General features: G+C 50.9%; 15 protein-coding genes and 1 tRNA gene. 2 read left to right on the top strand and 14 right to left on the bottom strand.

Translation table 11 applies throughout. The annotated features are described in order from the left end of the window. Positions 1-61: 61 nt before the first annotated feature. Positions 62-3,076 carry a PAS domain S-box protein gene (locus tag BWI93_RS04320; protein WP_176454130.1) on the bottom strand — a complete coding sequence of 1,005 codons (3,015 nt, stop codon included), beginning with the start codon at positions 3,074-3,076 and terminating at the stop codon, positions 62-64. 462 nt (positions 3,077-3,538) lie between these two features. Between BWI93_RS04320 and BWI93_RS04315 the strand changes: the two genes are divergently transcribed. After that, positions 3,539-3,961, top strand: a complete 423-nt coding sequence (locus BWI93_RS04315) for a response regulator (RefSeq protein WP_094808914.1) — start codon at positions 3,539-3,541, stop codon at positions 3,959-3,961. A gap of 53 nt (positions 3,962-4,014) precedes the next feature. Here the strand turns inward: BWI93_RS04315 and BWI93_RS04310 are convergent, their stop codons facing one another. The 10 genes from BWI93_RS04310 to BWI93_RS04265 form a co-directional block, all read right to left on the bottom strand. Further along, on the bottom strand, positions 4,015-4,446 hold the full coding sequence (locus BWI93_RS04310; RefSeq protein WP_094808913.1) for a response regulator: 432 nt from the start codon (positions 4,444-4,446) through the stop codon (positions 4,015-4,017). Next, positions 4,443-6,014 carry a PAS domain S-box protein gene (locus BWI93_RS04305; protein WP_176454129.1) on the bottom strand — a complete coding sequence of 524 codons (1,572 nt, stop codon included), beginning with the start codon at positions 6,012-6,014 and terminating at the stop codon, positions 4,443-4,445. Before BWI93_RS04305 ends, BWI93_RS04310 begins: the two co-directional genes overlap by 4 nt. A 52-nt stretch (positions 6,015-6,066) precedes the next feature. Continuing rightward, positions 6,067-6,342, bottom strand: a complete 276-nt coding sequence (locus BWI93_RS04300; protein WP_094808912.1) for a PAS domain-containing protein — start codon at positions 6,340-6,342, stop codon at positions 6,067-6,069. A 114-nt stretch (positions 6,343-6,456) separates the two neighbouring features. Next, positions 6,457-6,531 (bottom strand) — tRNA-Val (locus tag BWI93_RS04295). A gap of 30 nt (positions 6,532-6,561) precedes the next feature. Further along, positions 6,562-7,869 (bottom strand): MFS transporter, encoded by a 1,308-nt coding sequence (locus BWI93_RS04290; RefSeq protein WP_255157726.1) that lies wholly within the window; start codon positions 7,867-7,869, stop codon positions 6,562-6,564. 133 nt (positions 7,870-8,002) lie between these two features. Next, positions 8,003-8,803 carry an SDR family oxidoreductase gene (locus tag BWI93_RS04285; protein WP_094808911.1) on the bottom strand — a complete coding sequence of 267 codons (801 nt, stop codon included), beginning with the start codon at positions 8,801-8,803 and terminating at the stop codon, positions 8,003-8,005. A gap of 117 nt (positions 8,804-8,920) precedes the next feature. Next, complete coding sequence (locus tag BWI93_RS04280) at positions 8,921-10,219, bottom strand: M20/M25/M40 family metallo-hydrolase (protein ID WP_094808910.1); 1,299 nt, start codon at positions 10,217-10,219, stop codon at positions 8,921-8,923. A 121-nt stretch (positions 10,220-10,340) separates the two neighbouring features. Continuing rightward, a complete protein-coding gene (locus BWI93_RS04275; protein WP_094808909.1) occupies positions 10,341-11,531 on the bottom strand; it encodes an exo-beta-N-acetylmuramidase NamZ domain-containing protein in 1,191 nt (396 codons plus the stop codon). 85 nt (positions 11,532-11,616) lie between these two features. Further along, positions 11,617-12,642, bottom strand: coding sequence for a sensor histidine kinase (locus BWI93_RS04270; RefSeq protein WP_094808908.1), 1,026 nt, complete (start codon positions 12,640-12,642; stop codon positions 11,617-11,619). Between the two features lie 84 nt (positions 12,643-12,726). Further along, entirely contained in the window at positions 12,727-13,296 is a 570-nt protein-coding gene (locus BWI93_RS04265) for a cupin domain-containing protein (protein ID WP_094808946.1), read from the bottom strand. Positions 13,297-13,764: 468 nt separating this feature from the next. On the opposite strand from BWI93_RS04265, the gene BWI93_RS04260 reads away from it, so the two are divergent. Further along, positions 13,765-15,270, top strand: a complete 1,506-nt coding sequence (locus BWI93_RS04260; RefSeq protein ID WP_141217352.1) for a hypothetical protein — start codon at positions 13,765-13,767, stop codon at positions 15,268-15,270. 3 nt (positions 15,271-15,273) lie between these two features. Here BWI93_RS04260 and BWI93_RS04255 read toward each other — a convergent pair whose 3' ends face one another. The 3 genes from BWI93_RS04255 to BWI93_RS04245 form a co-directional block, all read right to left on the bottom strand. After that, a complete protein-coding gene (locus BWI93_RS04255; RefSeq protein WP_176454128.1) occupies positions 15,274-16,155 on the bottom strand; it encodes an alpha/beta hydrolase in 882 nt (293 codons plus the stop codon). Between the two features lie 88 nt (positions 16,156-16,243). Then, positions 16,244-16,963: a class I SAM-dependent methyltransferase gene (locus BWI93_RS04250; protein ID WP_094808905.1), complete on the bottom strand. Its 720-nt coding sequence runs from the start codon at positions 16,961-16,963 to the stop codon at positions 16,244-16,246. A gap of 99 nt (positions 16,964-17,062) precedes the next feature. Then, positions 17,063-19,363 carry a c-type cytochrome gene (locus BWI93_RS04245; RefSeq protein WP_094808904.1) on the bottom strand — a complete coding sequence of 767 codons (2,301 nt, stop codon included), beginning with the start codon at positions 19,361-19,363 and terminating at the stop codon, positions 17,063-17,065. Positions 19,364-19,418 lie beyond the last annotated feature (55 nt).

The raw sequence follows: 19,418 nt of genomic DNA, 5'->3' as shown, positions 1-19,418 counted from the left end.
ATTTATAACCGATACGCTAAAAAACCGGTGCCACCGTGCTCTTCATTCGTGATTTTACCAGTTAAAAGGAAACCGACGCCGACCGGAATGCTTCCGAAGGATCGGGAAGGATTACGTGAAAAGTAGACCCCTGCCCCTCCTCCGATTCGGCGTATAGCAGGCCGCCGTGATTCTGAACAATCTTCCGGCACAACGCCAGGCCGATTCCCGAACCAGGATAGACTTCCCGCGTGTGCAGTCGCTTGAAAACTTCGAAAATCTGTTCTTTGTAGTTCTCCGAAAAACCAATGCCGTTGTCGCGTACCCGAATGTCATAATACGCTCCTTCGGGCAGGGCGTACACCTGTACTTCCTGGGGTAACAGACGCTCGCAGGTAATGCTGATCCGGGGCGGTACACCTTCCTTGGTAAACTTGAGTGCATTACTCAGCAGATTATAAAACAGCTGATTCATTTGCAGCGACTCGGCATTCACCGTGGGCAACGTACTCACCTCCACCGTAGCCGACTTTTCCTGAATGGCAAGTTCGAAATCCGTAATCACATTCTGGACGATGGTGTTCAAATTTGTAGACGTCAGCACACGATCGACCTTCAGGAGCCGGGAAAATTCGAGCAGATCACGAATCAGTAACGTCATGCGTTCCGACGAGTGAATGACTTTGGCCAGCGGGCTTCGGGCTCGTTCGGGTAAATCGTTCATCTCCCGAATAATTCCCGAAAACATCCGGATTTTTCGCAGGGGTTCCTGCAAATCGTGCGAGGCCACGTAGGCGTACTGTTCCAGTTCGCGGTTGGAAAGCTGTAATAATTCATTGGCCTGCTGCAATTCCCGCGTACGCTGGGAAACGAGACGTTCGAGTTCCAGAGCCGCCTGCTTCTGCGAAGTCACATCCCGTGACGTTCCACTGAGCAGGCAGGGTTTTCCCTGCGGGTCGCAGGTTACTTTTCCCTGGGACTGAACCATCCGCTCCTCGCCCGTTTGCAGATGTACAACCCGGTATTCTGCTGAATAGTGATCGGATTTCCGGAAAGCTACGGCCTGAGAAATCATATCCAGGACCTGATGTCGGTCTTCCGGATGCACCGCTGCCATAAACGTTTCAATATCCGTTTCGGATTCAGCAAAACCGTACCATTGCCGGATTCGGCTGGAGCACCTGATCTTTCCGGTATTCAGGTTACGACTCCAGGTCCCCAGTTCGGCCAGTTCAATGGCATCGCGTAAGTTCTGCTCGGTTTCCTCCAGCTGTTGCCGGGCATTAACCTGGGCGGTAACATCCGTTGCGGTATTAATGATCCCATATACCTCTCCACGGGCATCCCGTAAGGCTTTATAGGTAAAGTTGAAATAAAAGGTACGGAATTCACCGTCGATGAGCAGATCGGCCCGGTCTTCCTGAGCGTTGTACGTTCGACCCGTTTCATAGACCTGCTCCAGCAGCTGGTAAAAATGCTGGGGATCCAGCTCCGGGAACGCCTCTCGAAACGTTTTTCCTACCAGGCTACCATCCCGGTGCCAGGTGTCGAGCATCGCCTGATTCACGGTTTCGATTCGCAGTTCTTTGCCCGTATAAATGGCAATCGGCGTGGGCGAACCCAGCACAAAACTCCGGAATCGTTCTTCGCTAAACTGAACTTCTTTCTTAGCCCTCACCTGATCGCTTACATCGTTAGCGACAATCATCACGCCCGTAATCGTACCGTCGGACTGGCGTACTGGGGCGTATACAAAGTTATAGTAGCGGGCTTCGAGACGATTATTTCGGATGATCTGAGCCAGAATTTCGTTCCCGTAAAAGGGGTTGCCCGTATCGTACACATCCTGCAAGAGTTCGATGAAACCTTGTCCGGCCAGTTCTGGCAGTGCCGAAAGCAGGGGTTTCCCAACAATCGACTCCGTCTTTCCCCACACCTCCAGCATAAATTCGTTGGCGGTTTCAATTACCATTTTCCGCCCCTTCAGGAGGCCAATGGCGACCGGGGCCTGCATAACGAGATTACGGAAATGCCGCTCACTTTCGAGGATGGTTTGTCGGGCCAGCTCCTCCGGTCGCATATCCCGTAACGTAAAACCTCGGGCAATGGGCTTGCCCGTATCCGGATCATCAATTCGGATACCACTCGCAAAAACGGGAATCGCAGCTCCAGTTTGAAAGTGCCGGATGCTGAATTCCCCCTTCCAGTGCCCCTTTTCGATCAAGGCCGGTAAAATCGTTTCCCGAACGAAAGCATACTGATCCTGCCAGTAAAAGTCGGATACTTTGCGGTGCGAAAGGGAAACCTCGGCCGGTAAGCCAACCAGTTCGCGACCCGCCTGGTTAATGTACAGCAACTGATCATCCATACCGGCAATCACCATCAGCTCTGAACTGTTTTCCACCAGCGTCAGTAAGCGTTCCCGCTGTTGCCGGTGCAGGTGTTCATGCGTAATGTCTTCAACGGTAGTAAAGTAATAGCCCAACTCCGGAATCCGGGTAATCGTCTGCTTTACCCATAAAACCTGTCCGTTATTTCGGCGAAGTCGGCTTTCCAGTTGCGTTGAACTGTTCGTTTGCAGGGATTCCAGACGGGCATTATACACCGGCAAATCCGCAGGGTAGATGAGTTGCCGATAGGAAAGCTGCTGTAGTTCGGCAGCCGTATAGCCACTGAGTTGCTGAAAACTGGCATTGGCCCGCACAATCTGACCGTTTGCATCCGTAACGATCATACCCAAAGGTACCTGATCAAAAGCGGCTAAATAGAACTGCGTAGATCTGTAGAGAGCTTCGTTCTGTACGGTAGAAGTGCCCAGCAACCGGACTGCCTCGCCTTTCCATATCAAATGAGCCTGATCCTTCACGATTATATAGGAACCATCCGCCTTCTGAAAGCGGTATGTCGTATCCCAGGCATTCTGCCTTTTTTGCAAAGCCTGTTGCAGGCTTTCACTTACCCACACCTGATCATCGGGGTGAATACGCGAATGCCAGTATGCTCCTGAGGCCAAGGTCGGTTCTTCCGGAAACCCTACCCGAGCTGCGTAGCCTTCACTCCACCAGACGTCACCGTCTTCCCGATTCCATTCCCACATGAAATCATCTATTGCCCGTGTCCGTTTCTCTTCAGGGTTTGATTCCTGGGTATGCTGCATGCCTATTTTCAAACAATACTATTCTGGAAAAACTTTCCCTTTTACGTAACCCGTACGAAGTCATTCTGTTTTCTCTACTCACGTGTTTCGTTGGCTAAATCTACTGTCTACGGGATGACGCTATCCGAAAACCAGACATAACCTCTACACTATTAGCACTGCGAAAATAATCGACAGAATGGGTGTATACTTATCATTTCTCAAGTAAACTCTTTTTTCAGATAACTCTAATCTACATTTAATACGACCTTATTCCTGGTGCCAAAAAAATTGTATTTCTTTGTGATAGAACGTACATTTTTTGAAAAATTATTGTTCTTTTTTGGGAACTACCCTTCCCACTTTTCGTTTGTATACCTACGCCGAAACCATTTTCGGAACGTATTATTTTATAGCCAACTCATGTCCATAAAACCACTCTTTATTGTCGTTGAAGACGACGAAGATGATCGTGATTTATTGCAACTGGCCTGTCAGGAAGGGGAATACAACTGCGAATTAGTTTTTGCCGAGGATGGTCAGCACGCCCTTGAAGTATTACAAGGCCTGAAAACGCGTCCCAGCGTAATGTTGCTGGACATTAACATGCCTAAAATGGGTGGTTTGGCTTTACTTGAAAAGTTGAAAAATTCTTCCGCCTGGAAAGAAATGCCGGTTGTGATGCTGACGACGTCGGACAATGAAGATACCATTCATACGGCTTACGACCTGGGAGCGAATTCATACATCGTGAAACCAAACAACTTTCGTGGATTGTCCAATTTATGGGATACCGTTTATCACTTCTGGACAAACACCGTACAACTGCCCGTTCAGGCAAGTTAGTACTGTTCTAGCCCTTATAAAAAAGCCGTAATCGCTCCTGATTACGGCTTTTTTTATGAAGGCTCCTCGGCATCAGGAATAAGCTGTTTCGTGCGGATACGCTGGTGTAATTCCCGTACGAAAGGTCCGTATTCGATGAATGTTTCGGGTTTTACGATGTAATCGGCGGCTCCCAGCGTCAGGCAACGTTCGATGGTACTTTGAATCGGCGACGTTGAGGTAATAATAACGGGAATGGAAGCGTACAGGGGCTGGATTTTGAGCTCGTTGATGACGTCGTAACCATTTTTTCCCGGCATATTAAGATCTGATAAAATCACGTCAGGTCGACGGGGGGCATTCAGCGTCAGCCATTCCAGCAGGGCATCGCCGTTTTTCACCAGAGCTTCCACGGCAAACAAACCCGATGCTTCGTCGAATCCCTGTTGCATAAAGAATCGTTCGTCCTCGTCGTTTTCCGCAATTAAAATCGTATAAGTTCTCATACGAAGTGTTCACTTGGTTTTTCGTACAACGTAAAATGAAAGGTCGTTCCCTGGCCGGCTTCTGACTCAAGCCAGATCGTGCCCCGGTGCCGATCGACAATCTTTTTACAGATCGTCAGTCCAATACCCGTACCGGGATATTCTTTCTGGGTATGCAGGCGTCTGAACATATCAAACACTTTCGCGTAATCCCCGGGAGCAATCCCGATGCCATTGTCCGATACGGAAAATTTCACGTGTCCTTCCACCTCCGTACACCGAATCGTAAGGAGTGGTTTTTCCGCGTTGGTAAATTTCAATGCATTACTCAGCAAATTCTGGAGTAACTGCACCAGCTGTACCCGATCTCCCTTCACGGCATCCACTTCGCATTCGATACGGATTTCCGGCTGCGTGCGTTCGATCGAAGTCTTCAGGTTTTGCAACGCCTGCTCGATGAGTTCCGACGTCGGCATGGTTACTTCCAGAATTTCGCCGCGACTCAACTGCGAATAATGCAGCAGGTTCTGAATCAGCTCCCGCATGCGATTGGCCGCGTGAATGGTTCGGCTAATATACGCTTTCAGGTCCGTGTATTGTTCGGCATCGAGTTTCAAATCCAGCAATTGCAGATAGCTTTTAATGGTCCGGATGGGCTCCTGCAGGTCGTGGGAAACGATGGAGGTAAACTGTTCCAGTTCCTGATTGGCATAGGCCAGTTCAGTATTGGTTTTTTTAAGCGTATGGGCCAGGGAGCGGAAGCGTTCGTAACTTTCGCGTAAGGCCAGCTCGGCCTGTTTGCGTTCGGTCAGATCGCGGGTTACTTTTGAGAAGCCCATGAACACTTTTTCACTGCTGTACAGGGCCGTAATGACCACGTTCGCCCAGAATTTACTCCCATCTTTCCGTAGTCGCCAGCCTTCTTCCTTGTACGTGCCTACAGTCCGGGCCGTTCGTAATTCAAAATCCGGCTTCCCGTTCAGGATGTCTTCTTCGGTATAGAAAATGGAAAAATACTTACCCAGAATCTCCTCAGTCGTATATCCGTTGATTCGCTGAGCCCCGGTATTCCAGCTAACGATGCGACCTTTTTCGTCCATCATGAAAATACCGTAATCGCCTACCTGCTCCACGAGCGAACGATAGCGTTCCTCACTCTCTCGCAGGGCTTCCTGCTGATACTTGGTTTCGGTAAGATCGCGGGTTACTTTCGAGAAGCCAATGTGTTCGTTTCGTTCGTTGAACAAAGCCGTAATAACCACATTCGCCCAAAAGACGGAACCGTCTTTTTTGACTCGCCAGCCCTGTTCTTCGTATTTGCCCGTTGCAATGGCAATTTTTAGTTCACGAGCGGGCTTGCCATCTTCCAGGTCTTCCGCCGTATAGAAAATGGAAAAATGTTTCCCCACAATTTCATCCGGTGAATAGCCTTTGGTACGCTGAGCTCCTTCATTCCAGGTAACGATATGGCCGCCGGTGTCGAGTAGAAAAATGGCGTACTCTTTCACCCCTTCCACCATCAGCCGGTAGCGTTCTTCATTGTCTCGCAGGCGAATGGTTTCTTCCAGCACCGCGGTACTATCCCGCAACAGGCAGGTATAACCCGTGCAGACCTGTTCTTCGTCAAAACGGGGGTGACTGTCATTTCACCCCAAAAAAACTGCCATCTTTTCGGAAAATCCAGTTTTTGCTGTGCGTGAAGCCTTCGCGTAGTGCGACCGTTCGCTCGTATTCCGCCTGAATGAGATCGTTGTCGCCGCTTCTCAGCAGGGCCATCGACTGATGATTCAGGTCATTGACTGAATAACCCGTCAGCCGAGTCGCTCCGGGATTACAATACTGAATATATCCATCTGCATCCAGCAGGAAGACGGCCTCACTGATGTGTTCCAGTACTTGACGGTAATTGACCACCATGGAGCTTACAATAATAAATAACGGAATCGGGCTTGGCCCATTCGAGTATAAACAAAAACACCCGCTTAAATTAACTTTAAGCGGGTGTTTTTGTTTACTGAGGCTTTACAGAAGTGAAATGTAAGGGACTCGAACCCCTGACCCCTACCCTGTCAAGGTAGTGCTCTGAACCAACTGAGCTAACATTCCAAGCGTTTAGGATCACAAAATAAGGCTCGATTAGACGGATGCAAGAATTGGACTCCTTTTTTTTATTCGGGTCAAAATGGTTAGCATGATGAATCCGACGACGAAGACTCCAGCAATGACCAGCACGCTGTACCGCATCGAGCCCGTGAACTGAATGACTACCCCAAAAAGAAAGGTCCCGATCACGGTTGATGTTTTATCGCATACATCGTAAAAACTAAAGAACGAAGCCGTATCGTGCGTACCCGTGGGTAGCAGTTTGGCGTAAGTCGAACGCGACAGCGACTGGATCCCACCCATGACCAGACCCACGACGAAGGCCAGTACGTAAAACTGAGCCCCCGTCTGCACGAAGTACGCAGCCCCGCAAATACCAATCCAGATGAATACCGCGACCATCAGAGCCCGGAAATTTCCCCAACGGGCCGAGGCTTTGGCAAACAGCCAGGCCCCCAAAATCGCCACCAGCTGAATGACCAGCAGGACGGCAATGAGGGAACCGGAGTCCAGATGAAGCTCTTTATCGCCGAAAAGTGTGGCCAGATACATAACCGTCTGTACCCCCATGTTATAGCAGAAGTACGCCAGCAAAAAGCGTTTCAACAGCGGCATTCCTTTGATCTGTTGCAGCACCAGTTTCAGCTGGATGAAGCCATTCCATAACCAGTTTTTCTGCCGTTCCTTTTCCAGCGATACTTCCGGCAGGTATGCAAACGTATATTGAGCGAAACCCGCCCACCATACGCCCACGCTCAGGAAGGCAATGCGGGGCGGCAAACTCGCATCGGTGATACCGTACCATTCGGGCTTCAATACCATCGTCAGGTTAAAAATCAGCAGTAATACGCTACCGATGTAGCCCAAAGAAAAACCGCGGGCACTGACGGCATCGTAACGATCTTCTGTCACGATTTCGGGCAGGAAGGAATTGTAATAGACGATACTGCCCGCCCAGCCAACGAGTGAAAAGATGAAAAACAGCGTTGAGCTGACGTAATTTTCTTTCGTAAAAAAGAAGAGTAAGGCACAGTTGAAAGCTCCGAAATAACAGAAGATTTTCATGAACAGCTTCTTGCGACCGGAGTAATCGGCAATGGCTGAAAACAGGGGACTCAGCACGGCAATGATCAGAAAAGCGATGGATACAGAATAGGAAAACACCACCGAATTCTGAAATTCCATCCCAAAGTAGGTAACAAAATCCGGGGAGCGGGTTACCGCCGTGGCTCCAAAATAGATGGGAAAAATGGCGGTTACAATCACCAAAGCGTGTACGGAGTTAGCCCAGTCATAAAAACACCAGGCATTGATCACTTTGGGGTCATTTTTAATCAGCATACAGAACGGTTGTTTACGGCCCCTTAAAGATAGAGCTATTCGACAGCCGACCGCAAAGTTGACTTATAAAAACACCCGACTACCGTACATGACCATACGAAAGCCGGGTGCTGTAATCGATTCATTTGAGAGTTCAGGAATGCGTATCCGCAGGCCGCTGCTGCTTATTCATCGTATCCGCCAACATCGAATCGGGCATAACGTTGCTCACCGCTGTTTGCAGCTTGTTTTTCAGACCTGATACTACTTTGTCGTCGCCTGCCATCAGGGCCTCGTAACCATCTTTCGCCACCTGTACTGGATCGGCCAGATCGCCCTCCTGCACGATTTTCGACTCCTGCATTTGGGCTTTGTTGAAGAAATCGGTGTCCGTCGGGCCGGGCAACAAAGCCGTAATCGTAACGTCACTTTCCTTGATTTCACTACGCAAGGCTTCGGTAAAGGACAGCACGAAGGCCTTCGTCGCGTGATAGACCGCCTGCCAGGGACCGGGCAATTTACTGGCAATGGAGGCCACATTTAGAATTTTTCCATCGTTGCGGGCTACCATGTCCTGCAAGTAAAACTTCGTCAGCGATACGTAGGCACTAACGTTCAGCTGAATAATATCCAGCTCCCGTTCCAGATCCGTATCGATAAACAGTCCATACTGGCCCTGACCGGCATTGTTGACCAGTACATCGATCTGAATGCCCTTGGCTTTTATTTCTTCGTATACTTGCTGGGGAGCTTCCCGCTGTACCAGATCTTTCGCCAGGGTGACGACCTCCACTCCGTATTGCTGGCTCAATTCGATAGCCGTTGTATTCAGTTCGTCGGCATTGCGAGCGACGATGACCAGATTATACTGATCGTTGGCGAATAGCCTGGCCAGTTCGTACCCAATGCCACTCGTGGCTCCGGTGATCAGAGCAAATTTTTCCTGCGTTGCCATAGTTGATAAGGGCTGGTTATGTACTGAATTCGAAAACAACCATACCCAGCAAAACCCAACAGCCTGATGGGGTAAAAAGTCCCACCAGGCTGTTCATGAAGCAATTAACTACATTCCTTATTCCGTATAACCAGCTTCCGCCAGTACGATCAGCAGGGCTTGCTGAATACCGAGATATCCTTTATCGTTCATCCACCACTCGTTTAGGGAGTGGGCTCCACTACCCACGCCACCGATACCAATCGTAGCCGCCGGAACGCCCTTCGCAAACGGAATATTGGCATTGGTGGAACTGCTGTGCAGCGAAGGTTCGGCTTTGAGATACCGGCTGATGGCAATCATCCGCTGAATGAGGGGCTGCTTAGCCTCCGTCAGACCCGAAGGTCGATCGCCTACTTTCTTGACGTCTACTGTCAGGTCGGCACCCAAACGTTTGATGGCATTTTCTTCCTTCAACCCTTTTTGTACGGCGGCCAGAAATAAGTCGTTGATTCCGGAAAGTTTCTGCTGATCTTCCGAACGCATATCGACTTCCATCCACGATTCAAACGGAATGGCATTTACGGAAGTCCCGCCACCAATTACGCTGACGCTGTAGGTTGTTTTAGGCCCCGTACGGGTAAATTGGTCCGCCTCCAGCGTAAAGTAATGAATCGCCCGACCCAGGGCCTGATGCGGGTTAACCAGACCAAACGAACCGTAGGAATGCCCGCCCGGCCCTTTGTACGTTACCCGATACCGAACCGAACCGACACCGCCGTTGGTGATTGGTCCGATCCCCGACCCGTCTACCGACAGGTAAGAATCAATTTTAGGGCCTTTTCCGGAGAACAGGTGTTTAACGCCCCGCAGGTCGCCCAGGCCTTCTTCGCCTACTGTGCCGACAAAGAGTACATCACCCTCGGTACGAAGGTTGTTTTTCTGCATGGTTTTAAGAACGGCCAGCACAACGGCTAGTCCCCGACTATCATCCCCGATGCCGGGAGCAAACAGGGTATCGCCCCGCTGTTTCACCGTTACATCCGTTCCTTCCGGAAAAACGGTATCGAGGTGTCCTTCCAGGACTACCGTCCGTTTGCCCGTTTTGCCTTTTCGACGAGCCAGTACGTTGCCTACTTCATCCATCCATACAGAATCGGCTCCGGCGGCTCGCAGTAATTCAGCGTATTTTTTGGCCCGTACCTGCTCTTTGAAGGGCGGGGAAGGAATCTGCGTTAACAGCAAATGATCTTTACGCGTTTCGGGCTCGAGGTCCAGAATGGTTTGAAAGGCCGTTTTTACCCGAGGACGACTGATAAGTGTACTGATTTCAGTTTCGTACTTCTTCTCAGCCGTGAGTGGTGTAGCCGTCTTCTGAGCCCAGACGGAGCCCGAGTAAACCACCGTGGCCAGAGCCAATAGTAGTGTTTTCTTCATAGGTTCGTTCGTTTACAAAATGGGAAAGGAAGCAATTTAAGGTACGCCCCTTTGTTTGACAAGCCTTCCGGAAATCCCCCTAAGAAAAATAGCTACTCAAGCTAGGTCTTGAATGAATGCCCTACGGATACAACAAGTACTTTTTCCGCATGGTCTTAAACTGGGAAAGACCCGGCTCCCAGCTCTTTCGAATCTCGGCTTCGCTTTTGCCGGCAATGATTTGTTTCCGCAGTTGTTCAGTACCCGATAGTTTATCAAACTCGCCAATTTCTTTATGCTGACTTTTATCGAAGAAACGGTCCTTGTCCGGATACGCTTGGTATAGTTCGATAAGCCATTGCAGATTTAGGCGACCGCTTTTACGTAGTTGCCGGGTATCGTATTTCCGTAAATCCAGTCCGTAACAGTCCTGATTCTCGTGCAAAGGTTCTTCTTTCATCCCTTTGATACTGACGGGTTTGAACGAGAAAGCATATTTACCTTTCAGGGCCGGAGCACCGAGTACCGTAAAAGGAAAGTACGTACCCCGTCCCTGGCTGATGATGGTCCCTTCAAACCAGCAAATGTGCGGATACAGCAGAATGGATTGCTGCGTATTCAGGTTGGGCGAAGGCATCACGGGTAAATCATAGGGCAACTCGTGCCGGTAGTTGGCCACTTTTACAATGTGTAGTTGACAGGTCGCTTTGTTCGGCAACCAGCCTTCTCCGTTGATCATCCGGGCAAATTCGGCGATGGTCATGCCGTGGCTGACGGGAATACGGTGCATCCCGATGCCCGAGTGCAGGTGATCTTCCAGGATGGGGCCATCGACGAGGTACCCGTTGGGATTGGGCCGATCCAGAATCACCAGTTCCTTTTTATTTTCCACGCAGGATTCCATCACCCGGTGCAGGGTGTTGATGTACGTGTAAAAGCGGGCTCCTACATCCTGAATATCGTAAACCAGCAGATCGACATCCGTTAAATCCTCGGGTAGCGGTTTCTTGCGTTTGCCGTACAGCGAGAGCACCGGAATTCCCGTTTTGGGATCGCGTTCGTCGCCGACTTTGGCTCCATTACTGGCATTGCCCCGAAAGCCGTGTTCAGGACCGAAAATCTTTACAATCTGTACGCCGCGGCTCACCAGACTATCCACACTGGGCCGGGAGCCAATAATCGAGGTTTGATTCACAACCAGAGCTACCCGTTTTCCTTTCAGATACGGTAGGTATTCATCGATTCGGTCGGCTCCCGTGAGGATGGGTTTGGAGGATTGAGCCTGGGCGTAGAAGCCAAAAAAGAGCCAGAAAAGCAGAATAGCGAGCCGCATAAGTAAGACGTAGATTCGGAGGTGACTGAAATTCGAACCCAAGGTACGGGAAATTGGGTGCCTACCGATGCGGCTACGTGCATTTTTAGACGGGTATCAGCGGCAGAGCTACGACAAACTGTCCCGCCTCCTGTCGTACGGAAGGCTGAGCCTGTCCGAGCATCTGGTACTTCCGAACGATATTCGTCAGCCCTACCCCATTGGAAGGAAGCCTTTGCTTTTTCGGTTGCAGGTTGTTTCGGACGTACAGATTGGCCAGTTCATCCGTGTGGATTTCTACGCGTAAGGGCTGGCTGTTGAGTACCACATTGTGCTTGACGGCATTTTCCACCAGTAGCTGAAGCGTCAGGGGCGGTAACTGGTACCGCCGGAACTGCGGGTCGATCTGGCTCACCAATTGAAAGCCCGCCCCGTGCCGGGTGCGTAACAAATGAGCATAGGAGCGGATAAATTCCAGCTCCGTATGCAAATCCGTTAGATCCTGCTCATTGGCCCGTAACACGTAGCGGTACACGGAACTCAGCTCCTGAGCGAAAGTTTCCGCCTGAACCGGATTTTCGCCGATCAGGGCAATCAGCGAATTAAGGCTGTTAAACAGAAAATGCGGATTGACCTGTTGTTTGAGCACGTCCATCTGCTGTTGCATGTTCAGCTCTTTCAGTACCACTTCCCGACGGGTACTTTCCCGGAGCTGGTTATACGTAAAAATGGATTCGTGACAACCCGCCGACGTAACGTTCGTAACAAAACCTATCATCAATACCCAGGGAATCTTGTCGGGATTGTACGGATACCCCAGTTGGTCGTATACCCAGAAGACGCCGAGAATAACCGACATCATCACCGCCACGTAGCCCAGCATGGAGTACAGTAATCGCTGCCCGAACTCATCCGGGGCTCCGTAGCAAAACCGCATGAATTTCATCCAGAGCGTAAGCGTGACAAAAACGATCAATCCCCAGCCATTGGCGATCAGCGTAGTACCCAGGAACAATGAACGGTGCTGAAAGTACGTCGCTCCAAAGATGATGTAATTGGCAATGATCAGTGCCGGGTAATTGAGGAGATAAATCAGAAAGTCGTAGCGATCAAACCGTGCCCACTGTTTCATGAAATCGAATGTTCAGTGCATTCAAGACCGACGAGAACTTCGCGGATGTAGCCAATGAAAAAGGTACTAAAAAAGCAAACGATTCTACCAGATTTTCAGATACTTACGCTGTAACTCAGCAGCAATTCCTTTCTTGATCGCCTGCTGGCCGAGGTAATTCAATACGGGTTGCAGTACGCTCATCCAGCCCGTCAGGCACGTTCCGCTAATCATAAAGGCGTACGCTAGTTCATAGGGATTTTTGGGCATTCCCTGGGCATTGGCTTTGCCATCACAGGCCAGGCCGTAGGTAATCTGCAACGTTTGCTCGAAGCCCGGAAAACCCGGAGCAATGCGACAGCGAAACCGGCAGGGTTCGCTGGTCCGGTTGAAGAAACGGTGGCGACTCATGGCGGGAGCCATCGCTGATTCGCCCGGTTTGAGGTACAGCATCTGCTTACCCAGTTGAATACCCAGTTCGCCTTCCAGACAGGTAAACTCTTCGGAAAAAGCCCGGTGGAAGTGCAGCGGATTGCCTCCCCCCGCCGACAGCGTCACTTCGACCAGCGTATGCTGGCCCTGACTTTCCAGACTGGTTTCCAGAAAGACTACTTCATCTTTCAGCATGGGATTACGAATGGTACGGGAGGCTGCGATACTTGTTTTTACAGACATGGTAATCATTGTTTGAAGGTTGAATAATTCGACTTATGTATGAAATCGACGGTTCAAAATTGAAGCGAATCGAATGGGTTTACTACGTCAAAAGAACTGAAGTGGGATTTGTCCGTACTGAATTGAGCAGAAGACGGTATGCGTATTTTCCAGACGAAGTACAAGTCTGACAAAGCTCCAAGGACTTGTAACCGCCGCTGGACGCCGATTCTCTCTACCTGATTTTGAAGGGCGGGGCAGAAGAATTTTACTAACCATATTCAATACTTAAATGCTTTTAACGGACATTCGTGGAAGCAGGACTATTCCTTGAAAATCCGGCAAAAACAAGAAGATCGATGAACAAATCAGCAAAAGAAGAATCATTTTTGCGGGACTTCTGGAAGGCTATTTTTCCGCTCTGATTTTCCTTTTCCGTAACCAAAACGCTAAATCCGGCGTTTTTTCAGTTTAGTAGATATGCTTCTGATGAAAAACTACCTTTTCATGGCCCTGGCCTTTACGATGGCTGTAGCCGCCTGGTTTTGGTTCGACCGCCCCGAAGGATCGCCCCGCCTGCTTTCCGGAACATCGACGACTACGCTGGCTTCGCCCAAGGAAATCAATCGACTTACGCTCACGGCTCCGGTCGGACGGGCGGCCCTCAACCAGATTCCTGCCTATCAGCTACCCAAGGGAGCGATCAATACGATCTCAACTGATTTTGACTTCAACGTACAGGCCGAACAGGTAAAAAAGGGAGCGATCAACTACGTACACCTGACGATGCTGGCCGATTTGCACGGCGGTTTTCATCATCCCCAATGGAATCAGCGGGGTATACAGCCTGGTCGGCTTAAACCTATTCTGGCGGCGTATAACCTTCCGAAAACAACGGGCGTCTACCGCATGATGTACTCCAATGTCTTTCCGGGCAACTGGATGGATTCGCCACAGGTTGCCCAACGGTACCAGGATGTATATAACGCGGTGAGAGGGTACGCCATCGACTTTCCCATGGAAGTAGGCTGGGGCGATCATCCGATCCTGCTCGACTTGGATCTGGAAGAAGGACCGTATACGTACCTTGGTGTCAAAACCCTCTGCCGGGCCATTCGGGAAGTCAAAGACAGATACCCTAACGTTTCGTTTCAGGTGTACTGTTCTTCGCACAATTCGCTCTGTAATGAAGCCGGCGGCTCGGAGCAGAACCCGGGCGGGAAGCTGGCTAATATGCAGCGGTACCTAATGTTTAAAGAAGCGGGTGTTACGGTTTTTCCCGGTACACTCCCCTATTTCCATTTACCGTACTATTTCTGGAATGATCCTTCACACGAGCCCAGTGTTATTGGGCCGGGGAAACTCTACGCTTCCCATGCGGATTATGCCAGCAAAAGCCTTCACCCGATTCAGAAAAAACTGGAATGGACGGACGCCTATTTCCAGACCCTACCCGCGGGCCATCGTCCGCAGAATATCGAATGGATCATGTCCGTGTACGAAGGTGGTAACGATGGCACCGGAGCCTGGCCCGTCGTTGGTAGCTGGATTCTGGAAAGTATGTCGCTGTGGGGATACGTCACGGGTTCGTATCGCTACGGGGGTGGGTTGTACAACTGGACGGACAGTCGCAAGCGTACCATCGGTCAGGACTACATCGAAGCGGGCAAGTGGCGATCGTTCCAGTTCAATCGCTTCTGGAATGACCCCAATACGCAATACAACCTGTTACTGGAATTCTCAATCGACAACGGTAAAACCTGGCAAACCGACAAACGGCCCGGTACGCAACTCCTGGCCGAGAACCAGGACCCTCGCCCCTACATCCGGGGTGCTATCTCCAAGGGCGAACTGCTGGTGGTAGCCACCGCCGGACAACCCATTCACTTGGGTACGGGCAGCCAGTCCGTGCTGGTTCGTTATCAGGGTACCCAGTTTCCGATGACGCTCAAAAGTCAGACGGTACACGCGGCCACCGTATCGGTTAACGATTAATTTTCAACGATTCAGGAAGTTACGCACAGTCCGCTCCCAACGATCGGTTTCGTGGCGGCAAAACGACTGGTGGCCCGATTCCTGGTAAATCACCAGTTGTTTCTGGTCCGAAGCCAGATTACGGAAAATCCGGTTCGTTTCATCCCGCGATACCCGAGGGTCACTGCGACCCCATTGGAGCAATACGGGCATCGTTAGCTTCCGGGCATATTCGGCGGGCTGGTACTCCCAAGCCTTTAGGTTGCGTTCCAGTCCGCCGTAAAAGAGCAGCAGATTCGCCAAGGGTTGTTCGGGTAAATGCAGGGAACGCAGGCGACCTTTCACGGCATCTTCCAGAGAAGCAAAGGGGCACTCTAGAATGACTTTCGTCGGCTGTAGATTAAACTCCGGTATGGCTTTCAATATCGTGGCGGCTCCCATCGACATCCCCCAAAAGATGATCCGTTGTTCGCCTTTGGCCTGTACCCAATCATAGACCGTTTTGACATCGCTGGTTTCGTGGTAACCGATGGTACACACGTTCCCATCCGACTGTCCGTGAGCCCGGAAATCAAACAGAGCAACGGCGTATCCCAGTCGTCGAAAGTAAGTCGCCTCGGCAAGTACGCGGGATTTCGCAGAGCCGTGCCCGTGCCAGAGAATCACCGTTCCTTTCGAGGCTTCTTCCGCCGGGCTGTACCACCCCACCAGCGTTTGATTACGTTCGTTTTTAAGTCGGATGGTCTGGTACGGCCAATCGGGCGTTTCGTTGACTGAACGTTTGGGAAAACGGAAACCAAAGAGGGCCTGCGATAGCTTTTCGCCCCTGGTCATCCGCTCCGGACGACGAAACTGGGCTTCGTGAGCTTCGTAAAAGTACGTAAACCGATAGGCATGAAAAGCCATCAGTACATTGATAATTAGAAAAATAACTAATATAACTCCACCCAGCCATCGTAGAAGCTGGACTTTAAACCGTTTTGTTGTCATGCACTTAACTGAGTGGCTTTTGCCATTCCATCATCATAAAATAAGGTACGCGGCTGTAATGCTCTACTTTCGCCGGATCGCCACCGTAGGGCCTGGGCTCAGAAAAATGCCGTAACTGCAAGCCCTGTTCGAGTAGCAGGGTCATGTAGGTACTCAGCGGTCGGTGGTAGTTCTGAATGCGAATGCCCCGCCAGCTCACCCAGGCGGCTCGCTCCTCCAGGTAACGGTCAATTCCGTACTTAAGTTGTCCTGTCGGGTCGGGTATCCAGCTCGTTTCGACGCCTGCCGTATTAAAGCTGGTCAGGTTAGCAATCAGCAGGCTTCCGCCGGGCATCAGAACGCGACTCATCTCCGCAATGGCCCGTCGAATATCGGGAATATCAATCAGCGTTAAATAACTTACGACCAGATCAAACGAGGCGTCTGGAAACGGTAGTGCTTCGGCTTTGCCCAAGTGATATTCACCCGCCGGATCGCGATGCCGAGCCTGTTTCAGTAAGGTTTCAGTTGGGTCGATGCCAACCGTTTGAAGTCCGATTTCCTGCATCATCCGGCAAAAACGCCCTTCGCCACAACCCACATCCAAAGCCCGCCGAAAGGGACGAACCCGATCAAGCATCGGCCGATCCAATACGTACTGGCGACCATAATCACCGGTTTCTCCCATGTCGGCAATCCAGGCTGCCGCGGAAGCTTCCCAGCCGTTCGTTTCTTCGATAGTCATACACGCCATTCATTAGTAAGTTGAACCATGGCTTTAAACGCCTACGTCCCTTCACTACCGAAACGTAGCAAAGGGACGCAGGATTTTAACACAAAGGAATTACTGTTGACCCTGTAATTCTTTAATCGTGAATGCTTTTTCGCGTTTCACCAGGCTTTTCCGTACCTGATCTACTTCGCCAGTCGTCACCCCTTCGGCATTGTTTTGCCAGGATTTCCGAATGAAACTCAGTAGCTCAGCCACATCCCCACTCGATAGCGAAGGATCATACCCAATACCGGGCATATCGGCATTGATTTCGGGTGCCGTGTACAGGTGATTGTTCACCGATACGGGTCCGGTCAGACCATACAGCACAATGGAAATCAGGTGATCTTTCCGACCCGTTACCCACTCCGATTTGTTGAGCGGGGGAGCCAGCGAAGCCACGCCGTTCCCGTCTTTTCCGTGACAGGTCTGGCAAATGGTATTGAAAAGGTTTGCTCCCTTCGGATACTGTCGGGCTAGCAGGGCCGGATCGCGGTTGGTACGGGTGCTGGCGGCATTCTTCAGGGCCACTTTCAGGCTTCGATACACGGCCAGATTGGAATCCGGTAAATTCGCTCGGAGTCGATCCTGAAATTCCGCTTCGTTATTCGCCAACGTACTCACCACGGCCGCTGCCAGGTAACGATCGCGGGGCCGTTTTTGTAGTATTTTTTCCGCCAATGCATCGGCAGCCGGAGCGTTAAAGCGACGCAGGGAGCCGCTCAAAAAAGCCAGGTACGGGTACGCCAGCGTATCGTTCGTTCTTTTTTCGAGTTCGGCCGCGTACAGTTGCCAGTTGGTCACCGATAATTGCGAAGGAATCACGCCTAGCCCCTGCCGACGAATCGGCCAGGAAGAATCCCGCAGGCAAAGCAGTACGTCTTGCGTCGACAAGGCTCCTAAGCCTTCCAGCGTCCACAGGGCGTGCACCCGGGCCAGTTCCTGCGTGCCTTCCGTCAGGAGTTGTCGCAGCCGGGGGACCATTGTCGTGTATTTGCCATCAATCAGGGCCTGCTGAGCGTAATCCCGTAACCAGCCGTTCGGACTTTCCAATAAGGCTACCAGTTGCTCGGGTTGCTGCGGTAAGGACCGTTGAGCGGCCGTGTACGGCTTTTGTTTGGAAACGATGCGATAAATCCGGCCGCAATTCAGGGGTTGCGTGAGTTGCCGTTTGGCAATCTGTCCTTTCAGATACGTAGTCAGGTAGGTTTTGTGCTGAATGATACCCCGGTACATGTCGATCAGGTACAGGGCTCCGTCCGGACCGTTGTTCAGACTTACCGGCCGGAAGCGTTCGTCCGTACTGGCTAAAAATTCACGTTTCTGATAGGCCTGTTTGGCTACCAGCACATTGCCCTGTTCCTGTACCAGATTCCGTTTCACTAAATTGGCCGAAGGTTCGGCGACGAATACGTTGGAGGCATACGCGGCCGGAAACTGTTCGCCCCGGTACACGACGGGTCCGCAGGCGGCCGTGAAACTACGCAGTCGCAAACTATCGTCGAGCGTTTCTTTCATGTACCCCCGGTTTACGCCCGGCGTGGCGTGCAATGGGTACACGCGATTATCCGTAGTAATATTGACGTTGAAGCCCGCTACGTCGTTGCGTTGATTGGCGTTTCCGGCTCCAAAACCCGGTAAGTAATAATCGGCGATGACATTCTGGGAGTTATGATTATAGTACAAACGGCCCGTATTATCCTGAGCTATCCCCCACTGCCCCCGGTAATGCGTTTTTTCAATGAGCCACTTATCGCCGACTTTGCGATACCGTTTGTCCGACTTGGCATTGTAAATCCAGTTGTCCAACGCCCGTACCAGCCCATTGGCCTGATGTTCGACGTTACCCCCCTTGGCATACGTTGAATCCACCAGGGTTTTCTTCCCCGGTTTATCATTTTTGATTTCGTAATGCCACAGGTACGGCGGTTCAGCTACGAGGATGCCGTTTTCGATGAAACAGATGGCCCGGGGCAGAATGAGCGAATCCAGAAATACCTGTTTGCGATCCATCAGCCCATCCTGATTGGTATCTTCGAGAATGACAATTTTACCGGTGGGAGCCTCTTCATTCGAACCCAGCGTATCATTCATATACCCCGGCATTTCCACCACCCAGATGCGTCCTTTGGCGTCGAAACTCAGGGCAACCGGAGCTTCAACGAGTGGTTCAGCCGCTACCAGCTGTACCTCAAAGCCATCCTCGATGGTCATGTATTTCAGGGCTTCCTGAGCGGGTACTACCGCTACCGCATCGGTACGGACGTTTTTTTCTTCAGCGGTCCGGGTTTGTGCCGCTGGGGGCTGACTGGTTTTGCAGTACCATAAGATGCTGGCCAGCAGGAGGAGTATGACGGGGACTTTTAATTTCATAGCAAGGTCTAGAGTATAGGCATATTCTAGATAAAGACCCATAAAATTAACGCAT

It is taken from the genome of Siphonobacter sp. BAB-5385 (assembly GCF_002261125.1).
GTDB lineage: Bacteria > Bacteroidota > Bacteroidia > Cytophagales > Spirosomataceae > Siphonobacter.
The sequence above is the reverse complement of the archived record's forward strand: the minus strand, read 5'-3'. Positions and strand labels throughout refer to the sequence as shown.